The sequence below is a fragment of the Gordonia araii NBRC 100433 genome (assembly GCF_000241265.1).
Classification (GTDB): Bacteria; Actinomycetota; Actinomycetes; order Mycobacteriales; family Mycobacteriaceae; genus Gordonia; species Gordonia araii.
The window spans coordinates 13,698-36,142 of the sequence record NZ_BAEE01000026.1 but is presented as its reverse complement, the minus strand read 5'-3'; the positions used below and the strand labels follow the sequence as shown (position 1 = coordinate 36,142).

At 66.8% G+C, this 22,445-nt stretch carries 25 protein-coding genes and 1 tRNA gene; 11 read left to right on the top strand and 15 right to left on the bottom strand.

What is annotated here, in order from left to right:
• Positions 1-2: 2 nt before the first annotated feature.
• Positions 3-917, top strand: a complete 915-nt coding sequence (locus GOARA_RS04370) for an SURF1 family cytochrome oxidase biogenesis protein (RefSeq protein ID WP_007321087.1) — start codon at positions 3-5, stop codon at positions 915-917.
• Here GOARA_RS04370 and GOARA_RS04365 read toward each other — a convergent pair.
• The gene (locus GOARA_RS04365; RefSeq protein WP_007321086.1) at positions 880-1,797 is read right to left on the bottom strand and encodes a cobalamin biosynthesis protein; all 918 of its coding nucleotides are present in this window, start codon (positions 1,795-1,797) and stop codon (positions 880-882) included. The genes GOARA_RS04370 and GOARA_RS04365 overlap by 38 nt on opposite strands.
• A 49-nt stretch (positions 1,798-1,846) precedes the next feature.
• Here GOARA_RS04365 and GOARA_RS04360 point away from each other — a divergent pair, with 49 nt between their 5' ends.
• Complete coding sequence (locus GOARA_RS04360) at positions 1,847-2,686, top strand: spermidine synthase (protein ID WP_007321085.1); 840 nt, start codon at positions 1,847-1,849, stop codon at positions 2,684-2,686.
• Here GOARA_RS04360 and GOARA_RS04355 read toward each other — a convergent pair.
• Complete coding sequence (locus GOARA_RS04355; RefSeq protein WP_007321084.1) at positions 2,674-3,489, bottom strand: maleylpyruvate isomerase family mycothiol-dependent enzyme; 816 nt, start codon at positions 3,487-3,489, stop codon at positions 2,674-2,676. The two genes, GOARA_RS04360 and GOARA_RS04355, sit on opposite strands and share 13 nt — an antisense overlap.
• A 7-nt stretch (positions 3,490-3,496) precedes the next feature.
• On the bottom strand, positions 3,497-4,792 hold the full coding sequence (locus tag GOARA_RS04350) for a family 1 glycosylhydrolase (protein WP_007321083.1): 1,296 nt from the start codon (positions 4,790-4,792) through the stop codon (positions 3,497-3,499).
• Between the two features lie 141 nt (positions 4,793-4,933).
• Between GOARA_RS04350 and GOARA_RS04345 the strand changes: the two genes are divergently transcribed.
• Positions 4,934-5,896 (top strand): CE1 family esterase, encoded by a 963-nt coding sequence (locus GOARA_RS04345; RefSeq protein WP_050947156.1) that lies wholly within the window; start codon positions 4,934-4,936, stop codon positions 5,894-5,896.
• Here GOARA_RS04345 and GOARA_RS04340 read toward each other — a convergent pair whose 3' ends face one another.
• Positions 5,897-6,307, bottom strand: coding sequence for a type II toxin-antitoxin system VapC family toxin (locus GOARA_RS04340; protein WP_007321081.1), 411 nt, complete (start codon positions 6,305-6,307; stop codon positions 5,897-5,899).
• A gap of 8 nt (positions 6,308-6,315) precedes the next feature.
• On the bottom strand, positions 6,316-6,543 hold the full coding sequence (locus GOARA_RS04335; RefSeq protein ID WP_040521729.1) for a FitA-like ribbon-helix-helix domain-containing protein: 228 nt from the start codon (positions 6,541-6,543) through the stop codon (positions 6,316-6,318).
• Between the two features lie 156 nt (positions 6,544-6,699).
• On the opposite strand from GOARA_RS04335, the gene GOARA_RS04330 reads away from it, so the two are divergent.
• Positions 6,700-6,912, top strand: coding sequence for a type II toxin-antitoxin system HicA family toxin (locus tag GOARA_RS04330; protein WP_007321079.1), 213 nt, complete (start codon positions 6,700-6,702; stop codon positions 6,910-6,912).
• Positions 6,909-7,334: a hypothetical protein gene (locus GOARA_RS04325; RefSeq protein WP_007321078.1), complete on the top strand. Its 426-nt coding sequence runs from the start codon at positions 6,909-6,911 to the stop codon at positions 7,332-7,334. The genes GOARA_RS04330 and GOARA_RS04325 overlap by 4 nt, the downstream gene beginning before the upstream one ends.
• A gap of 256 nt (positions 7,335-7,590) precedes the next feature.
• On the opposite strand, the gene GOARA_RS04320 is transcribed toward GOARA_RS04325, so the two are convergent.
• The 5 genes from GOARA_RS04320 to GOARA_RS04300 form a co-directional block, all read right to left on the bottom strand.
• Positions 7,591-7,662, bottom strand: a tRNA-Val gene (locus tag GOARA_RS04320).
• Between the two features lie 59 nt (positions 7,663-7,721).
• Positions 7,722-8,192 carry a redoxin domain-containing protein gene (locus GOARA_RS04315; RefSeq protein ID WP_007321077.1) on the bottom strand — a complete coding sequence of 157 codons (471 nt, stop codon included), beginning with the start codon at positions 8,190-8,192 and terminating at the stop codon, positions 7,722-7,724.
• A 2-nt stretch (positions 8,193-8,194) separates the two neighbouring features.
• Positions 8,195-8,608, bottom strand: coding sequence for a DUF3052 domain-containing protein (locus GOARA_RS04310; RefSeq protein WP_007321076.1), 414 nt, complete (start codon positions 8,606-8,608; stop codon positions 8,195-8,197).
• Between the two features lie 113 nt (positions 8,609-8,721).
• Positions 8,722-9,189 carry an Rv2240c family protein gene (locus GOARA_RS04305; protein WP_138947532.1) on the bottom strand — a complete coding sequence of 156 codons (468 nt, stop codon included), beginning with the start codon at positions 9,187-9,189 and terminating at the stop codon, positions 8,722-8,724.
• 55 nt (positions 9,190-9,244) lie between these two features.
• A complete protein-coding gene (locus GOARA_RS04300) occupies positions 9,245-9,751 on the bottom strand; it encodes an Rv2240c family protein (RefSeq protein ID WP_007321074.1) in 507 nt (168 codons plus the stop codon).
• 267 nt (positions 9,752-10,018) lie between these two features.
• Between GOARA_RS04300 and aceE the strand changes: the two genes are divergently transcribed.
• From aceE to GOARA_RS04270, 6 genes are all read left to right on the top strand, one after another.
• Positions 10,019-12,781 carry a pyruvate dehydrogenase (acetyl-transferring), homodimeric type gene (gene aceE / locus GOARA_RS04295; RefSeq protein WP_007321073.1) on the top strand — a complete coding sequence of 921 codons (2,763 nt, stop codon included), beginning with the start codon at positions 10,019-10,021 and terminating at the stop codon, positions 12,779-12,781.
• A gap of 58 nt (positions 12,782-12,839) precedes the next feature.
• On the top strand, positions 12,840-14,111 hold the full coding sequence (locus GOARA_RS04290) for a PucR family transcriptional regulator (protein WP_040521747.1): 1,272 nt from the start codon (positions 12,840-12,842) through the stop codon (positions 14,109-14,111).
• Positions 14,112-14,306: 195 nt separating this feature from the next.
• Positions 14,307-15,215: an ACP S-malonyltransferase gene (locus GOARA_RS04285; RefSeq protein WP_040521746.1), complete on the top strand. Its 909-nt coding sequence runs from the start codon at positions 14,307-14,309 to the stop codon at positions 15,213-15,215.
• A 93-nt stretch (positions 15,216-15,308) separates the two neighbouring features.
• On the top strand, positions 15,309-15,614 hold the full coding sequence (gene acpM, locus GOARA_RS04280) for a meromycolate extension acyl carrier protein AcpM (protein WP_007321070.1): 306 nt from the start codon (positions 15,309-15,311) through the stop codon (positions 15,612-15,614).
• A complete protein-coding gene (locus GOARA_RS04275) occupies positions 15,611-16,882 on the top strand; it encodes a KasA/KasB family beta-ketoacyl-ACP synthase (RefSeq protein WP_007321069.1) in 1,272 nt (423 codons plus the stop codon). The genes acpM and GOARA_RS04275 overlap by 4 nt, the downstream gene beginning before the upstream one ends.
• Before the next feature lie 52 nt (positions 16,883-16,934).
• Complete coding sequence (locus tag GOARA_RS04270) at positions 16,935-18,383, top strand: acyl-CoA carboxylase subunit beta (protein ID WP_007321068.1); 1,449 nt, start codon at positions 16,935-16,937, stop codon at positions 18,381-18,383.
• An 83-nt stretch (positions 18,384-18,466) separates the two neighbouring features.
• Here GOARA_RS04270 and GOARA_RS04265 read toward each other — a convergent pair whose 3' ends face one another.
• From GOARA_RS04265 to GOARA_RS04245, 5 genes are all read right to left on the bottom strand, one after another.
• Positions 18,467-18,985, bottom strand: a complete 519-nt coding sequence (locus tag GOARA_RS04265) for a DUF3145 domain-containing protein (RefSeq protein ID WP_040521744.1) — start codon at positions 18,983-18,985, stop codon at positions 18,467-18,469.
• Between the two features lie 86 nt (positions 18,986-19,071).
• Positions 19,072-19,461 carry a hypothetical protein gene (locus GOARA_RS04260; RefSeq protein WP_007321066.1) on the bottom strand — a complete coding sequence of 130 codons (390 nt, stop codon included), beginning with the start codon at positions 19,459-19,461 and terminating at the stop codon, positions 19,072-19,074.
• 9 nt (positions 19,462-19,470) lie between these two features.
• Positions 19,471-20,286: a serine hydrolase domain-containing protein gene (locus GOARA_RS04255; protein ID WP_040521727.1), complete on the bottom strand. Its 816-nt coding sequence runs from the start codon at positions 20,284-20,286 to the stop codon at positions 19,471-19,473.
• Positions 20,287-20,291: 5 nt separating this feature from the next.
• On the bottom strand, positions 20,292-21,206 hold the full coding sequence (locus GOARA_RS04250) for a hypothetical protein (RefSeq protein WP_050947153.1): 915 nt from the start codon (positions 21,204-21,206) through the stop codon (positions 20,292-20,294).
• A 96-nt stretch (positions 21,207-21,302) separates the two neighbouring features.
• On the bottom strand, positions 21,303-22,433 hold the full coding sequence (locus tag GOARA_RS04245; RefSeq protein ID WP_007321063.1) for an NDMA-dependent alcohol dehydrogenase: 1,131 nt from the start codon (positions 22,431-22,433) through the stop codon (positions 21,303-21,305).
• Between the last annotated feature and the right edge of the window lie 12 nt (positions 22,434-22,445).

Here is a 22,445-nt window from a genome sequence, read left to right as displayed (position 1 = left end):
GCATGTCGGTTCTGCGCGCGATACTGCGCCCCGGCTGGATCGCGCTGGGGATCGCCGTCGTCGCGTTCGCCGCTTTGTGCTTCTCGGTGCTGGCGCCGTGGCAATTGGGAAAGAACTCGACGACGTCGCATCGCAACGAACTCATCCGAGAGGCCGTCGCCACGTCGTCCGAGCCGATCGCCGACGTCGTGCGTACCCCTGGAACCTTCGATCCGGAGACCGAGTGGCGCGAGGTGGCGGTGACCGGCCGCTACCGCACCGATCAGCAAGTCCTGCTCCGGCTGCGCAGCATCGAGGGGCGTCCGGCAGTGGAGGTTCTGACACCGTTCGAGACCGCGGGCGCGACCTACCTCGTCAACCGCGGCTACGTGCGTCCCCCCAAGGCCGCCGACATCCCGGAGGTACCAGCGCCCCCGTCGGAAACGGTGACGATCAATGCGCGGATCCGAGGGCCGGAAGGCACGTCACCAGGGCGCGAGGTGAGCCGTGTCGACGGCACCATGACCGCCTACAGCATCGATCCAGCGGACGTCGCCCGCGCGCAGCGCACCGAGCTGGCGCCGTTCTATCTGCAGCTCTCGGCCGACCAGCCGGGTTCGTTGGCCCCGATCGCGCTCCCCCAGCTGGAGTCCGGCCCGTACCTTTCCTACGGGCTGCAGTGGCTGGCATTCGGCATCATGGCCCCGCTCGGCGTCGCCTATTTCCTGTTCACCGAGATCCGGCAGCGGCGCAGGGCCGCCACCGACCGCCTGACCGCCGACGAGGATGCCGCCGATGCACCCGCCAGCGCGAAGGAGCGGTTGCGCGACGCCGGATTCGCCACCGGTGCGCGTCAGCGGCACACGATCGGCAACGCGCCGCAGGTCGACGACGAACAGGTCAAACGCAAGCTCGCCGACCGCTACGGCCGCGGCTGAACGCTATCGCGACGGCGACCACCACCGCCCCGGCGCGGACACGCCTCGACAGTCGCACCGCGGCGCGCAAGTCTTCGACCTGCGGTGCGCGCCCCGTCCCGAGCACCGGCCGCTCCTCCGTGTACCCGTGATAGGCCGTCGTACCGCCGAGCGAAAGGTCCAGTGCACCGGCAAAGGCTGCTTCGACGACGCCGGCGTTCGGGCTGGGGTGACGGCGCGCGTCGCGGCGCCAGGTCGCGACGGCCGACGCTGGCGACGGGCCGCACAACACGGCCAGCACGCCGGACAGGCGAGCCGGAACATAGTTGGCCACGTCGTCCAGACGTGCGCTGGCCCAACCGAATTCGCGATACCGGTCGTTGCGGTACCCCACCATCGCGTCGAGCGTGTTGATCGCTCGGTAAGCGAGTACACCGGGCGCCCCCGCCACCGCGGCGGCCAGCAGCGGCGCGACCGCGGCATCGGACGTATTCTCGGCGATCGACTCCACCGCCGCACGGCAGATGCCCGCTTCGTCGAGCGCCTCCGGATCACGCCCGCACAGGCTCGGAACCAATGCACGGGCGGCGACCAGATCGCCTGACTCCAACGCATCCGCCATCGAATCACCCACTGCCGCAAGGGATCTTCCCCCCAGCGCGGTCCACGTGGCCGCGGTGACCCCCAACACACCGAATCGGTCCAAGACCGCGCCGACCAGCGTTGCCGCCGAGACGCACACGAGCGTGAACAGCGCGCCCTTCGCGCGGCTCGGCGCATAGATCTTGCGCTCCAGCGTCCCGGCCAGCCGCCCGAATCCTGCCACCGGATGCCAGCGGCGCGGATCACCCACCGCGGTATCGGCGAGAGCCCCGATGACGATCCCGGCGGCTGTCTTCATTGGCCAAGCGTATCCAGTGCGCGCGTCGGCGGGCCTTAGACTTGGCCGCGTGGCAGCCCGCAACCCCGCCCCCTCCCCGGGGGTCTACCCGATCGACACCGGCACAGCCGAGTTGGCAGCGATCGGCGGTGGCTGGCTGCTGTCCATCAACGGCGCGGAGAGCAGCCACATCGACCCCGACGACCCGTCGCGCCTCGATTTCGAATACATGCGCCAGATGGTCGTGCTCGCCGACGACCGATTCCCGTCCGGACCGCGCTGCCCCCGCGTGCTTCATCTCGGCGCGGCCGCCTGCGCGCTGCCCCGATACTTCGACCACCGCCATCGAGGCGGCGCCCGACAGGTGGCCGTGGAGATCGATGCGGCGCTGGCGGCGTACGCGCGCGAGTGGTTCGACCTGCCCCGATCCCCCGCGCTCCGCATCCGGGTGGGTGAAGCGCGCACCGTCGTCGAACAGCTGACGCCGCGCACCCGCGATCTGGTCATCCGCGACGCGTTCAACGGCGAACGCGCGCCCGGCCACCTGACGACGGTGGAGTTCACCGAGGCGGTGGCGGCCCTCCTCGACGACGGGGGGCTCTACCTCGTCAACTGCGCCGATGACCGCCGGTTGACCTTGGCCCGGACGGAACTGGCGACCATCGGGAACGTATTCGAGCACGTCGTCGCCGTCGCCGACGCCGCGATGCTCAAGGGCCGCCGCACGGGCAACGTGGTGATCGGCGCCAGCCGCGCTCCGATCGACGTGACGCCAGCGCTGACGCGGGCACTGCTCGCCGATCCGCAACCGGCGCAGATTCTCGACGACACACGAGCCCGCGCGCTCGCCGGCACGGCGGTGCCGTTGCGCGACGCCGACCTGCGGGCGGGGGCCGGTCAGATCGTATAGGCGAGATTCGCGGCGATCCGCTCGCCGAGCGCCTGGTCACCGGTGATACCCACCGTCGACGGATTCGCGTCGCGGCGTCCACCTATGAGGCGGAAGAACTCGCACGTGTCGACGGTCAGCACGACGTCGGGTTCGGCAACCTCTTCGGCGGCGACGAGCGTCGCGCGGTCGGCGACGTCGACGGCCAATGATCGGTCCACCAGGCCGGTGAGCCGCAACACCACCGTGCTGCCGCGCGGCACCCCCGCTCGTTTGGCCAGGACGTACGGCAGCGATGCCGCTGCCTCCTCGACCGCGACCGCGGCCGGACCGGCCGTCGTCGGCGATCCGAGGGCCAATCCGTCGCGGACGTCGAGTTCGTGGATCCAGCAATCGAAGACACGGATTCTCATGAATCGCGCGTAGCTGTCCGGACCGGCCGGTGTCAGCGTCTCCGCGGCCATCTCCTCGTCGGACATCGCGGCCAGCGCGCTCGCCCGCTCGGCGGTGATCGAGTCGAAGGCTTCGAGCACCTCGCCGGCCGGGCGGCCGCGGAACTCCTCGATCCACTTCTCGTTCAACTCGCCGATCGGGTTGCGAACATGCGCGCGCCCGCTCACCTCGCGTTCGGGAACCGGTCGTCCGGCCAGCAGGCTTTCCGTACCGATCACGTGGGCGAGGATGTCCGCGTTCGTCCACCCCGGCAGCACTGACGGCGCGGCTAACTGCTCGTCGGACAGGCCGGCGAACAGGTCCCGCAACGCGGCCCACTCCTGCCCCAAAGCGGTGACGACGGGCGCGGAATCGATCGGCGAGCGACTCATAGTGCCATCACCGTACCGGTTCGAGGCAGCTCGCGGCCGCTTCCACGATCGAGCAGAACTCCGCCGGACGGGTGGGTCGATAGCTGGGCGCGACGCCGTTGCGCGAAATGATCCGACGGTAAACCGGCACGGCGTCGGTGGGAATCCGCCGCAGGCTGCGGTCGCGCTCCACGTTGACGGTGTAGAGGCCGAAGCGCGGGGTGAAGCTCCCCCACTCGTAATTGTCGGTGAGACTCCAGTAGTTGTAGCCGATGACCGGGATTCCCGCGGCCCGTGCCCGTTGTACCCAGTAGATGAGGTCGGCCAGGTGGTCGCCGCGCCGGTAGCCGTCGGATCGCGGTTTGCCGTCCGCGGTCGGCATGCCGCTCTCCACCACGTAGATCGGCTTGCCCGGGTACCGCCGGGCGTTGTAGCGCAGTGCGTAGTAGATGCTGTCGGCACTGACCGGAAGTCCCGCCATGCCGTCGCGCAGCGCACCGGTGACCGCGAGCGGGTTGCCGAGCGAGAAACCGTAGTAGTTGTCGACGCCCACGTAGTCGGCGTGGCGCATGAACCGGTCGGTGAGCACCGGGTCGATCAGCGGTTCACCACCGGCCGGTATGTACGCGGAGTTGGAGGTCACCATCGCGCGCGGCTGGATCCGATGGATCTCCCGGTAGATTCGCCGATTGACCTCGACCATGCGGTCGGCCATGGTCGGCGCCGCCGACGGCGGAAGCTCACCGCGAGAGAGTTGCTGCGCGATGTTCACGACGGGCTCGTTGAACGTCACCCACATCGGATCGAACTTCGCGAACCGGTGCACCACACGGTTGGCGTATCGCAGCCACCACCGGACCGACGCCGGGTTGGTCCATCCACCGGCCCTCATCATCCACTGCGGGTACACCCAGTGGTCGATGGTGATCATCGGGCGCATCCCCGCGGCGACGATCGCGCCGATCATGTCGTCGTAGTAGGCCCATTCCCGCTCGTCGAACCGGGTGGGCGACGGCTGCACACGGGCCCATTCGACGCCGACCCGGTACACCTTCACGCCCAGTCCCCGTGCGAGCGCGATGTCGGATCGGTAGCGGTTGCGGAAATCCACCGACCGCCCGATGGGAGTCTGCCCCGACCGCGGCACCGTCCAGTTGCTCGCCGGCTTTCCGCCGGGCGATCCCTCGGATTGGAAGCCGGAGGAGGCCACGCCCCACAGGAAACCGGGCGGCAACGGCGCTGCGGCCTGACTTGTCGCGGGCATGACCGCGGTCGCCACCACCGCCGCGAGCGCGGCAATCCCCCAACGAGCAGACCGATGCATATCTCCCTCTCATGTGAGTGATTCTCGTCACACTCAAGGTGACGAAATGGTCACGCTTCATGCGGCAATGCGATCGGCGCCTCATGCGCCTGGGCACCGTCGATGCAGGTGATCACTGGATGCCACCCTATTCTGATCGTCGTGCTTTCTCGTCGACTTGCGTTATCTGCCGGTGTCCTCGCCACCGCCGGACTCATCGGTGGCAGCGCCGCCCAGTACGTCGTGGCCGCGCCGCAGGTCGTCGCCAGCCCGGCAGCCGCGTGCAGCGGTTCGGCCAATCTCGCCGCCAACTCCTCGGTCTCGCGGACCTTGCAGGTCAACGGCGTCGAACGACACTTTCGGGTTCACCTGCCGTCCGGGTACAGCCGAGGCAGTGCTGCTCCGTTGATCCTGGCGTTCCACGGCCGCGGCGAGAAGGCGATCTGGTTCGAGCGCTACACCCAGCTGTCGCGGCTGCCCGCGATCGTCGCCTACCCCGACGGCCTGCGCAGCAGCACGGGGCCGCGCTCCTGGCAGTCGGCGCCGTACGCGAACCCGAAGGCCGACGACATCGCGTTCACGCGCGCCATCATCCGCAAGATCAGTTCGGAGGCGTGCGTCGATCGCAGCCGGATCTTCGCCGTCGGCCGTTCCAACGGCGGCGGCCTGGTCAATCTGTTGGCATGCCAGCTCCCCGGACAGTTCGCCGGGATCGCCATGGTGTCGGGGGCCTTCTACCCCCAGTCTCAGCGCGGCTGCCAGCATTCCCGAGCAGTATCGAGGATCGAGTTCCACGGCACCGAGGACCGGATCGTCCCCTACGACGGTGCCTACAAGTTCGGCTCGAACCTTCCCGCGGTTCCCGCCTACCTCGACCGCTGGACCGTCCGATCGGGGTGCCAGCAACCGCTGGAGCGAAAGATCGCCTCCAACGTCACCCGCATCGACTGGTTCGTCTGCCGGCCGCTGGGCACGATGGTGAGTCATGTGCGGATCGACGGCGGAACGCATCGCTGGCCGGGCTCCACCCGCTCCGATTGGCGACCGTCCGACCGGGTCAACGCCGCCGCGCTGATCTGGCAGTTCTTCCAGCTGCAGCGCCCGGGGTTGATCGTGGGCAGCTGACTAAGCCCACGGGTTAATTGTGTCGACGCCGAGCGGCTCGAAATGTCGAGTGTTCCGCGTGACCACGGTCATGTGCGCGGCCTGACTGATGGCAGCGATGAGTGCGTCATCGAGCGGAGCATGTTCTGGGACGCGGTAGGTGGCCAGGATTCGCGCGGCCGGTAGGTCGAAAGGCAGCACCCGTCCGGAAAATGCTGGCAGAACGTGATCGTCGAACCAGCGCCGCAGGACCTGACCCTGGGATGGGTCAGATCGCTCCCGGGCGATCACGCCGCGCTCGATCTCGGCGATAGACGGTGCTGTCACGAACTGGTCGGCGACTGGAACCGCTGACACCCAGGCCTCGACCTGCGTGTTGCGTCCACGGACCCGCAGGGCAGAGACCACGTTCGTGTCCAGAACGTACTGCATCGTCCTAGTCACAGGTCAGAGGTGCGAGCAGTTAGCCCGAGGCCTTCCGGCTCGAACTCGATGTCCGCACCTTCCTCGGTGCCGAGTAGATCAACGAGGGTGGCCGGCTCACGTTCGAGCGCTTCAGCGAGGATGTCGCGTGCCTCGGCCTCAACGGACCGCCGGTGCTGTTCGGCGCGCGCCTTGAGTGCCGCCTTCGTGCCGGCAGGAAGGTTGCGAATCAGAATCTGCTCCACAGCAATCACCTCCGATATCGTTATGATGATATCACGCGAAGGCGGCTAGCGTCCTACCTCTCGCCGTCCCGGTATTCGGCGGGTGGAGGCAGGTTTGCGGTAGCATATTGTCTATCTAACTTGACTTGCATTCGTCTAGACAGATAGACTAGTGTCATGATCGGTGAGGCGCCCACTCGGACCATCATCAAGCGACTCAAGGCGGCGGGCTTCAGCCCGCGCAACGCCATAGGCTCGCACACCGTGTGGGTCAGCCCGTCGGGCAACTACAAGGTGTCGCTACCCGACGGACACCGCACGATCTCGCCGGGTGTCCACCGACAGGTGAACAAGGCCATCGAAGCGAGCAACCAAGAGGAGGCACAATGAGCACGATCTATCGGGTAGACGTCCACCGCGACGGACGATGGTGGATGATCCGCGTTCCCGAACTCGACGGATATGTCGATGCCACCGGCGCCCGCTTCCCCGACGAGGCGATCACCCAGGCCCGCCGCTACGCCGACATCAACCGCGAGGCGCGCGACTTCATCTGCTCAGTCACCGACTCCGCGCCCAGCGCCGTAGGACTCGACGTCCACGTCACAGTCGACTACAAGGACGATCTGATCTCGGCCGCCGCCAATATCGCCAAGCTCAAGGCTCGCGCCGCAGAGATGGAGAACGAGGCACAAGCCGAATCGAGGCGCGTGGCACGTCAGCTCGCCGGTCGCGGGGTGCCCCTGCGCGATATCGGTGCGATCCTCGACGTGTCCTACCAGCGCGCCGACCAGCTCGTGAAGTCTGACTAGATGGGCAGGGGCCGCGGTGCGCACCGATCTACGTGACTAGTCGGGCACGACGTCGATGTAGGTGTTCGCGCCGCCGGTCACGGCGGACATCTGCACGACGACGACCTCGATTCGGTCGCCGCAGCGCTCGACAAGATGGTCCCGTTACGGCCACGTGATTTCCGAGTGTGGGCAAAATGTGGGTAAAAGGAGAAGGGCAACCTATCGGGAGTCCCGGAAAGTTGCCCCTTGACCTGCATATATACATATATAACAGTGCGCGCAGTAGGATTTGAACCTACGACCGCTGGTGTGTAAGACCAGAGCTCTACCGCTGAGCTATACGCGCTCGCCCGCCGTCATCGACGTCGATGGCTAGGCAAATCTAGCGTGCTCGCCGGTCGCGGTTCAAACCTGCACCGCGGCCAGCGCGCGCTCCCAGACCGAGTCGTCCCTCGGAGCGCCCGCCTCGGCGGCGTCGGAGAACAACACGCTGCGGTCCCGGTCGACGAGCACCGTGCCGCGCAACGAATAGCCGTGGCGCTCGCTGAACACCCCGTACTGTTGCGCTACCGCGCCGTGCGGCCAGAAGTCGGACAGGATCGGGAACAGGAACCCCTGCGCACTCGACCACACCTTGTGCGTGGGCGGCGGGCCGACCGATATCGCCACCGTTGTCAGCGAATCGTTGTCGAACTCGGGCAGCCGGTCGCGGATGAGGCCGAGTTCGCCCTCGCAGTTGCCGGTGAAGGCGAGTGGGAAGAAGACCAGCAGCGTGCGGCGTTCGTCGGTCAGCGTCGACAGATTCACCCGTTGGTTGTTCTGGTCGGGCAAAGTGAAGTCCGGCGCGCGGCTACCGACGGCGATCAGATCCTGCATGCCTAGCGCGCACCGCGCGAACGCGGCTGTACCAGTCGCGTGGCGGTCCAGTCGCCCAGGTTGGTCACACTGGTCTGCGTCAGGCCCGTCGTCGATGCGGCCTCGCTGACCTCGCTCGGCTCGACATGACCGCTTCTGCCGGTCTTCGGTGACAGCACCCATAGGTATCCATCGTCGGCCAGCGGCCCGATCGCCTCGATCAGAGCATCCGTCAGGTCACCGTCGTCGTCGCGCCACCACAGGAGTACAACGTCGATCACCTCGACGGCGTCCTCGTCGAGCATCTCCGCGTCGATGATGTCCTCGATGTCCGCGCGCAGGTCGTCGTCGGTGTCATCGTCCCACCCCAACTCCTGGACGACGAGCCCCTTACTCAACCCCAGCTTCTGCGCACCGGAACCATCGGCGGCGACCACGCGTGACCTCCCTTATCTGGACGACGCCGAGTGATTCTCGACGACCTGTGTAGTTATCCCACCCGCTCGCGCGCCTGAGCGCAACCCGAACGGTCACTGTCGCTATCGCGGATTCACCCGGTGAAGTAGCTCCGACACACGGCGAGCAGCCCGCGGCGCGCCTCGTCCCACTTCTTCGCCGCGGGGTTCAGCGCCGCCCGCTGCTTGCGCGTGACGGCCCTGCGCACAGCCTCAGCCGTGTCGGCGGTACGGGACATCTGCCCGGCGAGATCATCCGGCAGTCCACTGCCGGCATGGCCGCGCAGGCTCGCGACGTCGCGACTCAGCCTGGCCGCGACGGTACGGTCGGTGCCTTTGAGTTCGTCCATGCTTTGACTGGCGTTGAGCGTCGTGATCATCGCGTTGTAGGCGTTTAGCGATCCGCGCATCTCGTTGAGCGTGGAGGTGCACGCCGCCGCCGCGCTGGCGCGCTGGCGCTCGATCTTCTGCTGCGCCGTGTACTTCTCCACCTGGGCCGGGGGCGCCACCGCCTGCCCGGACACCGCGCACCCGGTCGCGACGAGGGCCGTCACCACGGCCATCGCGGCACGCGTCTGCGCACCCGGTCGCGCCGAGCGCGGGTTCAACGTCCAGGCCTCACGGCAGGTAGCCCCTGCAGACGTCGTTGAGTTTCGCGCGGCCCTGATTCATCCGGTCCGCGGCCGCGTTCAGGCCTTGGATGTTTTTCGAGGCGACGGTCCTACTCTGGGTTTCGCGCGTATCGGCGAGGACCTTCAGCTGCTCTTTGAGATCGTCGGGCAGTTCCTCGGTCGATGCCTTGCGCAGGTATTCGACGTCCGAGTTGAAACGGTTCACGACATCGGTCGCCAACTTCGGGTCCGGATTCTGCGCGTTAAGCGCTGCGATGTACCTGTTGTACGCAGCCGAGCTGCCTGCGAGCGTGACGCTGACGGTCATGCACGTGGACATCGCGTTGGCCTTCTGCCGCTTGATGAGTTGCTGGCTCTTGTATGCGGCGACCTCCGCCTCGGGCGCGCTGGCGGTCCCGTTGACCGTGCACCCGGACAGCACACCCGTCACAAGCACCGCCGCGACCACGACCGCGACCCAAGGTCGACGGGCTTTCGAGTTCCTGTCAGTCATGACTCTCCGTATTGTTCGCGACGCCTTGCCTTCACTCGTAGACGCACTCGGGTTCGCCGGGCGCGTCTACGAGACTATCGGCTATTGCCCTCGTGTCCACGCCTGCCCATTCACTTGATGCGTGTCACGCGGCCACCAATCGGTCATGAGACACGGCGCACTATTAGGCTGGACGGGCGAGGCGCATCACCCATCGCGCCCGCACCCATCATCGGCGCCGTTTACCACAAGCGAATGGCGACAACAGAATCTAAGGAACCGATATCCGTGTCTGACGAGTCGAACAACGCCAACCGCGTCCGCGTCATCCGGGAGGGTGTGGCCTCCTACCTGCCCGACATCGACCCGGAGGAGACCTCCGAATGGTTGAGTTCACTCGACGGGCTGATCGACGCCGAGGGTCCCGGACGCGCCCGCTACCTCATGCTTCGCCTGCTGGAGCGCGCCGGTGAGCGTCACGTCTCCATTCCGTCGCTGACTTCCACCGACTACGTCAACACCATCCCCACCGAGAACGAGCCCTGGTTTCCCGGCGATGAAGAGGTCGAGCGCAACTTCCGCCGGCTGATCCGCTGGAACGCCGCGATCATGGTTCACCGTGCACAGCGCCCCGGAATCGGCGTCGGCGGCCACATCTCCACCTACGCGTCGTCGGCCTCCCTCTACGAAGTCGGTTTCAACCACTTCTTCCGCGGCCAAGACCACCCGGGCGGCGGCGACCAGATCTTCATCCAGGGCCACGCGTCGCCGGGTATCTACGCGCGCGCGTTCCTCGAAGGCCGTCTCACTGAGAATCAGCTCGACGGCTTCCGGCAGGAACACAGCCACGCCGGACTGGGCGGCGGCCTCCCCTCCTACCCTCACCCGCGGCTGATGCCCGAGTTCTGGCAGTTCCCGACGGTGTCGATGGGCCTCGGCCCGATGAACGCGATCATGCAGGCCCGCTTCAACCACTACCTGCACGACCGTGGGCTGTCCGACACCAGCCAACAGCACGTGTGGGCCTTCCTCGGCGACGGCGAGATGGACGAGCCCGAGTCGCGCGGCCTGCTCCAGGTGGCGGCGACCGAGGGGCTAGACAATCTGACTTTCGTCGTCAACTGCAACCTGCAGCGACTCGACGGCCCCGTCCGCGGCAACGGAAAGATCATCCAAGAGCTGGAGTCCTTTTTCCGGGGCGCCGGCTGGAACGTCATCAAGGTGGTGTGGGGTCGCGAGTGGGACTCCCTACTCCATGCCGACCGTGACGGCGCGCTGGTCAACCTGATGAACTCGACGCCCGACGGCGACTACCAGACCTATCGCGCCAACGACGGCGCCTTCGTCCGCGAACACTTCTTCAACCGCGACCCGCGGACCAAGGAACTGGTCAAGAACCTGAGCGACCAGGAGATCTGGAACCTCAAGCGCGGCGGCCACGACTACCGCAAGCTCTACGCCGCCTACTCGGCCGCGATGACGCACAAGGGCCAGCCGACGGTGATCCTCGCCAAGACCATCAAGGGCTACACGCTCGGCAAGCACTTCGAGGGCCGCAACGCCACGCACCAGATGAAGAAACTGGCACTCGACGACCTCATCGCCCTGCGCGACACGCTGCGCATCCCTTTCACCGACGAGCAACTCGAAGCCGATCCATACCTGCCGCCGTACTACCACCCCGGCGCGGAGGCGACCGAGATCAAATACATGCTCGACCGGCGGAGCAACCTCGGCGGCTTCCTCCCCGCGCGCCGCCGGACGTCGCAAGCGCTGCATCCGGATACGGCTCCGGCGATCGAGGCGGTCGCGAAGGGATCGGGCAAACAGCAGGTGGCCACCACCATGGCACTGGTCCGCATCTTCAAGGAACTGCTCCGCGACAAGGAGATCGGCGACCGGATCGTCCCGATCATTCCCGACGAGGCCCGCACCTTCGGGATGGACTCCTGGTTCCCCTCGCTGAAGATCTACAACCCCAACGGGCAGCTCTACACCTCTGTCGATGCCGAGCTGATGCTCGCCTACAAGGAGAGCCAGGCCGGTCAGATCCTGCACGAGGGCATCAACGAGGCCGGATCGACGGCCACGTTCACCGCGGTCGGCACGTCGTACTCGACGCACAACGTACCGATGATCCCCCTCTACATCTTCTATTCGATGTTCGGCTTCCAGCGCACCGGCGACAGCTTCTGGGCCGCCGGTGATCAAATGGCCCGCGGCTTCGTCATCGGCGCCACCGCCGGGCGGACCACGTTGACCGGCGAAGGACTGCAGCACGCCGACGGGCATTCGCCCCTGCTGGCGTCGAGCAATCCCGCTGCGGTGATCTACGACCCGGCGTTCGCCTACGAGCTGGCCTACATCGTCGACGACGGTCTGCGGCGGATGTACGGCGACGAGCCCGAGGACGTCTTCTTCTACATCACCGTCTACAACGAGCCCTTCCATCAGCCGGCCACTCCCGAAGGCCTCGACGTCAACGCCCTGCTGCGCGGGATCTACCGCTATGCCGGCGCCCCCGCCCTCACCGGTGACGCGATCGCGCAGGCGAACATTCTCGCCTCCGGGGTGCTCATGCCGGACGCGTTGCGCGCGCAGCAGCTGCTCGCCGACGACTGGAAGGTGGCCGCGTCGGTCTATTCGGTGACGTCGTGGTCGGAGCTGGCCCGCGACGGCATCGCCGCCGACCGCGAGTCGCTGCTCGATCCGTCCGCGCCCGCACGGGTTCCGTTCGTGACCGCGGCGCTGGACGCCAACGCGACGGTCGCGGTCAGCGACTTCCAGCGGGCCGTCCAGGAACAGATCCGCGCCTACGTGCCCGGTACCTACCTGACGCTGGGCACCGACGGCTTCGGGTTCTCCGACACCCGCCCCGCCGCGCGGCGCGTGTTCAACGTCGACGCCGAGTCGATCGTCGTCGGCGCACTGCTGGCACTGGCCCGCGACGGCCGCGTCGATCGGTCCGTCGCCGCCGAAGCCGCCCGCCGCTACCGCATCGATGATGTGACCGCCGCGCCCGAGCAGACCTCGGACCCGGGCGTGGCGTGAGGTAGCACCCTTCATCGGTCGTCTCCTGGGATAGGCGCGTCGGCCATACACTGTGGGGGTGGCCGACGCGCACCTGAACCAGCAGCCCCCCGGCATGGACGTGTTCGGGGAACGCGGTGCGCACGTTCCGACGCCGGAGAACGTGCGCGACGCGCTGCCGGACACCTTGCTCCGCCGGGTGAAGCAGTACAGCGGCCGGCTGGCCACCGAAGCGGTGCATTCCATGTCGGATCAGCTGCCGTACTTTTCCGAACTCGACGCGGCACAGCGCGCCTCGGTGCAGCTGGTCGTGCAGACCGCCGTCGTCAACTTCGTCGAATGGATCCAGGATCCAGAGGGCAACGTCAAGTTCACCGTCGAGGCGTTCCAGGTCGTACCGCAGGATCTGGCGCGCCGCATCTCACTGCTGCAGACGGTCGAGATGGTGCGCGTCGCCATGGAGTTCTTCGAGAAGTGGCTGCCACTGCTGGCGCGCAACGACGACCAGCTGCGGGCCCTGACCGAGTCGGTGCTGCGCTACGGTCGCGAGATCGGGTTCGCGGCCGCCTCGATCTATGCGTCGGCGGCCGAATCCCGCGGCGCGTGGGATTCACGACTGGAGGCGCTGGTCGTCGACGCCGTGGTTCGCGGCGACGGCGGTCCACAGCTGCTCTCCCGCGCAGCGGCCCTGAACTGGGATTCCGATGCCGCGGCGACCGTGATCGTCGGCAACCCGCCGCCCGAGCAGAACGTGTCGGTACCGCTGGCGATCCACAACACGGCGGTCGCGCACGACCGCGCCGCGCTGTCGGTGGTGCAGGGTGCCGTGCTCGTGGCCATCGTCAGCGGCCCGATCACGCCCACCGAGCCGTTCGTCGCGGAACTGCTGAGCAACTTCGCCGACGGTCCGGTGGTCATCGGTCCGACGATGCCCGACCTGGAGAGCGCGCACACCAGCGCTGTCGAGGCGATGGCCGGGATCGACGCGGTCGTCGGCTGGCCCGGAGCACCGCGCCCGGTGCACAGTCTGGAACTGCTGCCCGAGCGGGCACTCGCCGGCGATCCGACGGCCGCGGTGACGCTCACCCAGACGCTGACGAAACCGCTGAGCGAGGCGGGCGCGAATCTGACGGCCACTTTGGAGGCCTATCTCGACGCCGGCGGCTCGGTGGAGTCGTGCGCCCGGACGTTGTTCGTTCACCCAAATACTGTTCGTTATCGACTAAAACGGATCGCCGACATCACCGGACGTGATGCAACTAACCCGCGGGATGCCTATGTCTTGCGTGTGGCAACGACTGTGGGACGATTGACTCAAGTCCGAAACAAAACGCTGTCATCAGCCACTTAAGTCACACCCGTAACAGACCCTTCTTACCGTTCTCCCAGGTAATGCGGCTTTGGACTCGATTCGGTAACGAATAACGAAGGGGCTTCGACGCCGAAACAGCCCGGGGCACGTTTGTAGGATTCCTACAAATTGCGGCGGAAAGGTTCATGCCCGCCAACACCCTCGTGCACCATGCTGAGGGTGTTCAGTAACAAGGTGCTTACGTTGCTTGCGCCCGGACAGGGCTCCCAGACACCCGGCATGCTCGCCGAATGGCTCGAGCTCGCCGGTGCCCGCGATCAGCTCGCGACGTGGTCGAAGCTCACCGGGCTGGATCTCGAACGGCTCGGCACGACCGCGACCGCCGAGGAGATCACCGATACGGCGATCACCCAGCCGTTGGTCGTCGCCTCCGCCCTGCTCGCCTATGACGAGCTGGCCAAGCAGCACCCACTGCCCGCCGACACCATCGTCGCCGGTCACTCCGTCGGCGAACTGGCCGCGGCCGCGATCGCCGGTGTGATCAGCGCCGACGAGGCAGTCACCCTCGCCGCGGTGCGCGGTGCCGAGATGGCCCGCGCCTGCGCGCTGGAACCCACGACGATGGCTGCCGTACTCGGCGGCGACGAGGCCGAAGTCCTCGCCCGCCTCGAAGAACTTGAACTGGTTCCCGCCAACCGCAACGCCGCCGGCCAGATCGTCGCAGCGGGCAAGGTCGACGCGATCGACGAACTCGTGGCGAACCCGCCCGAGCGGGCCCGCATCCGCAAGCTCGCCGTGGCGGGCGCGTTCCACACGGCCTTCATGGCACCCGCGCAGGACGCCGTTGCCGAGGCCGCCGCCTCGATCACGCCGGCGGATCCGAAGCTCACGCTGCTGTCGAACTCCGACGGCAAGGCCGTCACCAGCGGAACCGAGGCGCTGGAGAAGCTCGTCGCCCAGGTGACCCGACCGGTCCGGTGGGACCTGTGCTCGGCCACAATGCGCGAAGCCGCGACGACGGCACTCGTCGAACTGCCCCCGGCGGGCACCCTCGTCGGCATCGCCAAGCGTGAACTCAAGGGCACGCCGACCTTGGCACTCAAGACCCCCGACAGTCTCGCCGACCTCAACGAACTTGGATAGCCGGACTCCCCAGGAGCGTCCAAGCAACCAGCAGGTTGCCCCGGCAGGTAATCGAACACCATCTACGTGTAGAAGATAGAAGGGAGCCACACCGTGGCCGCCACCCAGGAAGAACTCATCGCCGGCATCGCCGAGATCATCGAAGAAGTCACCGGCATCGACCCGTCCGAGGTGACGATCGAGAAGTCCTTCGTCGACGATCTGGACATCGACTCGCTGTCGATCGTGGAGATCGCCGTGCAGCTCGAAGACAAGTACGGCGTGAAGGTGCCCGACGAGGACCTCGCCGGTCTGCGCACCGTCGGTGACGCCGTCGCCTACATCCAGAAGCTCGAGGCCGAGAACCCCGAAGCTGCTGCCGCCATCGCCGCCAGCGTTGCCGAGGACAAGAAGGCGTGACCCCGTCGCTTCGCGAGTACTCCACGCTGGGAGGTAACTTTCCCAGCGTGGTGGTGACGTCTATGGCCGCCACCACCTCGCTCGGCGTTGATCTCGATTCGACTTGGAACGGGCTTCTCAACGGTGAGTCCGGTATCCGAGAGCTGACCGGCGACTTCGTTACGAAGTACGGGGAACTCCCCTGCCGCATCGGCGGGAAGCTCCTCCAGGATCCCGCTGAGGAGGTCACGCGGGTCGAGGCCCGCCGGATGGCGTATGTGGAGCGGGTTGCCCACGTCATGAGCAAGCGTCTGTGGACGCAGGCCGGCGAGCCCGAGGTCGATCCCGAGCGGCTCGCCGTCGTGATCGGCACCGGACAGGGCGGCGGCGACGCCATGATCCACAACTGGGCCGCGATGGAAGAGTCGATGAACTACCGCAAGGTGTCACCGCTCGCCGTCCAGATGTCGATGCCCAACGGTCCGGCCGGCGTCGTCGGCCTGAACGTCGGCGCGCGCGCCGGTGTGATCACCCCGGTGTCGGCGTGTTCGTCGGGTGCCGAGGCGATCGCCCATGCGTGGCGCCACATCGTCCTGGGTGACGCCGACATGGTCGTCACCGGTGGTGTGGAGGGCTACATCGATGCGATTCCGATCGCCGCGTTCACGATGATGCGCGCGATGAGCACTCGCAACGACGATCCGGCTGCCGCTTCGCGTCCGTTCGACAAGGATCGGGACGGTTTCGTCTTCGGTGAGGCCGCGGCGATGCTGATCCTCGAGCGCGAGGAGCACGCCAAGGCTCGCGGCGCGCACATTCACGCCCGTGTCCTCGGTGCCGGCATCACCTCCGACGGTTTCCACCTGGTTGCCCCCGACCCCAGCGGTCAGGGCAACGCGCGGGCCATGGCGCGCGCGATCCAGACCGCCGGGCTGACCAAGAACGACATCAGCCATGTCAACGCTCACGCGACGTCGACCCCTATCGGCGACACCGCGGAGGCGATCGGCATCCAGGCTGCGGTCGGCAGCCACGCGGCGATCTACGCTCCGAAGTCGGCGCTCGGCCATTCGATCGGTGCGGTCGGCGCCCTCGAGTCCGTGCTGACGATGAAGGCGGTTGAGGAAGGCGTCATTCCGCCCACCCTCAACCTGGAGAATCTGGATCCCGAGTGCGGCGACATCGACGTTGTCCACGGCAAGCCCCGTGAAGGCAACTACGAGTACGCGCTCAACAACTCGTTCGGCTTCGGCGGTCACAACGTGGCCATCGCGATCGGACGCGCTTAAGAGATGTGACGCACGACCAGCCACTCCGAGCAGACGCATAAAGGAGAGAGCGATGACCACATTGGCTCCCATCACCAGCCATGAGGACTCGGCGGATCCACGCGACCCGCTGCTGCGCTTGACCAACTTCTTCGACGAAGGAACCATGCGTCTGCTCCACCCCCGGGATCGTTCCGGGGTGCAGACCGCGATCGGTCGGGTCAACGGTGTTCCCACCGTTTCCTACTGCACCGATGGCACCGTGATGGGCGGTGCCATGGGGGTGGTTGGTTGTGCACACATCGTCGACGCCATCGATACCGCGCTTGCCGAGCAAGCCCCGGTCGTGGGCATCTGGCACTCGGGCGGAGCTCGGCTCGCCGAGGGCGTCGAAGCCCTGCATGCGGTCGGCCAGGTCTTCGAGGCCATGGTCCGCGCATCCGGCTACATCCCGCAGATTTCGGTGGTCGTCGGCTTCGCCGCGGGCGGAGCGGCGTACGGCCCCGCACTCACCGACGTCGTCATCATGGCACCGGAGGGACGGGTGTTCGTCACCGGTCCCGACGTCGTGCGCAGCGTCACCGGCGAAGACGTCGACATGGAATCGCTCGGCGGTCCGCACACCCACGGCAAGAAGTCCGGTGTCTGCCACATAACCGCCGACTCGGAGGCCGATGCGCTCTGGCGCGCGCGGCGCCTCGTCGCGACGTTCAACCGTCAGGGCGAAGTCGACTCCGCCAAGGCGAAGGCGGGCGACACCGATCTGCGCGCCCTGCTCCCCGAGTCCAGCCGCCGCGCCTACGACGTGCATCCGATCGTGCGCGAGCTGCTCGATACCGAGCACGACGTGGACGGCAACGAGATCTCCTCGTTCGAGGAACTTCAGGCCAAGTGGGCGCCCAACATCGTCATCGGCTTCGGGCGGCTCGCCGGTCGAAGCGTCGGCGTCATCGCCAACAACCCGCTGCGGATGGGCGGCTGCCTGAACTCGCTGAGCGCCGAGAAGGCGTCACGTTTCGTGCGCCTCTGCGACGCCTTCGGCATCCCGCTGGTCGTGCTGACCGACGTACCGGGCTACCTGCCCGGCGTCGGACAGGAATGGGACGGCGTGGTCCGGCGCGGCGCCAAGCTGCTCCACGCGTTCGCCGAGTGCAGTGTCCCGCGAGTGACGCTGGTGACGCGCAAGATCTACGGCGGCGCCTACATCGCGATGAACTCACGGGCACTCGGCGCCACCGCCGTCTACGCGTGGCCCGGTTCAGAAGTCGCGGTGATGGGCGCCAAAGCGGCCGTCGGCATCTTGCACAAGAAGGCGCTGGCCGCGGCTCCCGAAGACGAGCGCGAAGCGCTGCACGAACGCCTGGCGGCCGAGCACGAAGCCATCGCCGGCGGTGTGGGACGCGCCCAGTCGATCGGCGTCGTCGACGAGATCATCGATCCGGCCACCACCCGCAGCACCCTGGCCGCCGCGATCGCGGCCGCGCCGGCGCGTCGCGGGCGGCACAAGAACATCCCGCTGTAAGCGGCAGTCCGAACACCAGCCCCTGACACAACGAACCCCGCATCGACCGATGCGGGGTTCGCGTCATCCAACGTTTGCGGTTGCTACCCCACCCGTTGGGCAAGCCAGGTCGCTTCGGCCCCGACGGACCCCAAGCGGTAGTTCTCGAGCTCGGCGTCCCACGCCGTGCCCAGTGCGGCATTGAGCTCCCCCGCCAGGCCCCGGCCGTCGGGCTGGGCGTCCATCAGCGCGCGGATCTGCATCTCGCCGAGGATGACGTCCCCGTTGGCGGCGGTGGATCCGTGCCACAGGCCGAGACCGGGAACATAGCTGAACCGTTGACCGTCCACCCCGTCGCTGGGGTCCTCGGTCACCTCGAATCGCAGCGACGACCATTCGCGCAGCGCCGTCACGAGACGGGCCGCCGTACCCACCGGACCGACCCAGTCGGCCGTGGCCCGTTGCATGCCGGGCTCGGCGTCCTGCGGCGACCACTTGAGCTGGGCGCGCACATTCAGGGTCGACGACAGCGCCCACTCCACGTGCGGGCACAGCGCCACTGGCGCGGCATGGATGTACACCACACCTGTCGCGTAGTCCGCAAACTGAGTCAGGTTGCGCACCTTGATCACCTCCGGTTCGACGAGGAACGTCTTCCCCAACACACCTCGTCGTCACCCGGGGGCGCTACTTATCACATCACTGATATCTAGTGTGCCTTATGAGACGTGTGTTGCGCTAGTTCTTCCTGGTGTTGTTGTGCTTCGAATCCGACTTCGGCGATTCGCTTGATCCGCGCCCACACCGATTCGAAGGTCAAGAAGACCGCGCAGACGATTGCCAGCGAGCCAGGCACGAACACCAGCAGATCGTTGATGCGTTCCCACGCGCGAGGGCTCCAGAGGGCTACCCACGTGAGCAGCAGCGCGATGGCCGTCGAGGCCTCGCCGATGAAGTTGACGATCGCGAACACCATCGCCGCCCTGCGGTGCCGGCGTACGGATTTCGGCGAGAAGTGGAAGTTCGCCGCAAAGGCCAGCAACAGGACCGCGTAGACGGAGAGCAGGAGGCCGAGGTCGTCGGAGGTCAGCTCGCGCATAGGCTGAGGCTAGCCGACCGGATTGTCCAGTTCCGTGCAGACGCGCTCGTTGAATTCACTCCACAGGGGTTTGGCCCACGCACCGAAGGCGCGGTCGGTGAGGACCACGCATGCGGCACGGCGAACCGGGTCGACCCACAGGAAGGTCCCCGACTGACCGAAGTGCCCGAAGGTCTCCGGGGAAGCGCTCGGCGCGGTCCAGTGCGGCGACTTCTGCCCGCGGATCTCGAAGCCCAGCCCCCAATCACACGGACGATGCCGGCCGTATCCGGGCACGAAACCGTCGAGCCCGGGAAACCACACCGAATGCGCACTGCGCGCCGTCTCCGGCGAGACGATCCGCGGGACGAGCAGATCCTGTGCGTAGCGGGCCAGGTCGTCGACGCAGGATGTCGCGCCGTGCCCGGCCGGGCCGTCGAGGGTCGTCGTCGACATGCCGAGGGGCTCGGCCACGGCCTCGTTCAGGTAATCCGCGAACGCTATGCCGGTCGCTCGCTCGACGGTCTCCGCGAGCACTTCGAAGCCGGCCGACGAATAGATGCGCTGGGTCCCGACGGCGGCGATCTGCTCGCGCGAATCGAAGGCGAGGCCCGAGGCATGGGCGAGCAGGTGCGCGACGGTCGCGCCGGGCGGACCGGCCAGGGTGTCGAGTTCGACCGCGCCCTCCTCGACGGCGACGAGGACGGCGGAGGCGACCAGCGGCTTGGTCACCGACGCCAACGCGAAAGCCCGGGCGGTGTCACCGAAGGTTTCGGTGACACCGCCCGGGCCGATCAGCGCGCCGGCGACATTGTCGACCGGCCACTGCGCTAGTTCTTGCAGCACTCGCCTCAGGCGGCGGGACGCTGCGTGTTGGGCGCCGGCGCCGGGGTCGAGGGCAGCGGCGTCACGTTGTTCGGCGTCGGGACGCCGCTCGCCGGAGCCTTGATCTGACCCTGATCCTTCGGATCGAGGGTGTCCTTCAGGTCGTCGGCACTCAGACCCGTCGCACCCGACAGCACCGACTGAATCCGGTCCTCGGGAACACCGCAGTGGTTGCGGGCCTCGGACGTCCACAGCTTGGTCAGACGCGGCACGCCAGCGGCGTGAGCCTCGGCCACCGTCCCGTGGGTGAGGTTCTCGGGCTTGATCCGGCCGGTGATGAGCGCGGCCTTCTCGCACACGTGGAAGGTGCTGCCCTTCTTGGAGTACCAGACCTCGTCCTTGCCGGTCAGGTTCTGCACGACGTTGGTCTCGCGCGAGATCTGCTCGGAGGAAACCGGGTCCGTCTCGACACCGGTGGCGAAGACGATGCCGGCGAGGACAATGGCGATGCCGCCGATGATGCCCTTCTGCTTGCCGTCCATGTCCTTGTCCAAGAAGATCAGGATGATCAACGGCAGGAACGCGATGACGGTGATGATCGCACCGAGCTGGTTCTGCACGAAGAACCGGAACTTATTCTTCTCCGATGCGGGGTCGAGGCGATTCGCCTTCTTCCACAGCAGGTTTCCGCCGATGGCCAGGACGGCCATGGCGACGAGGAAGCCGATGAGCCACCAGGTGTTGACCGGCTCGCTCGGGCGCAGGATCTTGAAGATGACCCAGAGTTCGATACCGATCGCGGCGACCCACAGCACGATCGCGGCGACGCGGAACCAGATCGCCTTGGACTTGGATTCCGGGGTCGGTACCCAGTTGCCCTCTGCGATCGCGGACGCCCGCTCGCGTTCGGCGGACTTCGCCGTCTTCTTTGCCTCTGCCATTTGACTCTTGCCCTTCACAACGTGGAATCCGCGACGGTGAATCGCGACGAAACAGACTCTAGTGCACTACCGAACGTCGGCGTGCGGTGAACTGTGTCACCAGTCTTCTTCGGTGTAGCGGATAACGCCGCGGATGTTCCTGCCCTCGAGCATGTCCGAGTAGCCCTCGTTGATCTGGTCCAGGCGGTATTGCCGGGTGATCATGTCGGAGATGTTCAGCTTGCCCGCCTTGAACATCGACAGCAGGTTCGGAATGTCGAGCTTCGGATTGGCACCGCCGAAGATAGAGCCCTGCAGGTTCTTCTGCATGAGGGTCAGCATCGCGAAGTTCAGCGTCACCTCGGTGTCGAGCATGCTGCCCATACCGGTCAGCACGCACGTGCCGCCCTTGGAAGTCAGATTCATCCAGCTGTCGATGTCCTTGCCGTGGACTTCGCCGACCGTGACGATGACCTTCTTGCACATCCCCCCGGCGGTGATGCCGGCGATGTCGCCCATCGCCTCGTCGATGTTCGCGTAAGCCTTGGTCGCACCGAACTTGAGCGCCTGCTCGCGCTTCCACTCGACCGGGTCGATCGCGAACACATTGCGCGCACCCGCGATCACCGCGCCCTGCAGCGCGGCGGTGCCCACGCCACCGACGCCGACGATCGCGACATCCTCACCCGGGCGGACGTCGCCGCTGCGCGTGGACGATCCATAGCCGGTCGGGACGCCGCAGCCGCACAGCGCGGCCACCTCGAACGGAATGTCCTTGTCGATCTTCACGACCGATGCCTCGTGCACCACCATGTACGGGCTGAAGGTGCCCAGCAGCGTCATCGGGTAGACGTTCTCCCCGTCGGCGGTGTGGATGCGGAAGGTGTGGTCGGAGACCGCCTCGCCCTGCAGCAGATACATGCCGAGGTCGCACAGGTTCGCCATGCCGGCCTGACACGACGGACACTTGCCGCAGGACGGAATGAAGGAGAGCACGACGTGGTCGCCCGGCTCGACGTCGGTGACACCCTCGCCGACCGCTTCGACGACACCCGCGCCCTCGTGTCCACCCAGGATCGGGAAGCCGCCCATTGGGATCCCACCGGTCATGAGGTGATGGTCGGAGTGGCACATGCCGGCCGCTTCCATCTTGATCTTGACCTCGTGGGCCTTGGGGTCGCCGATGTCGATCTCCTCGATCTTCCACGGCGAATTCAGCTCTCGAAGCAGCGCACCTTTAGTCTTCACTGTCCATCCTCA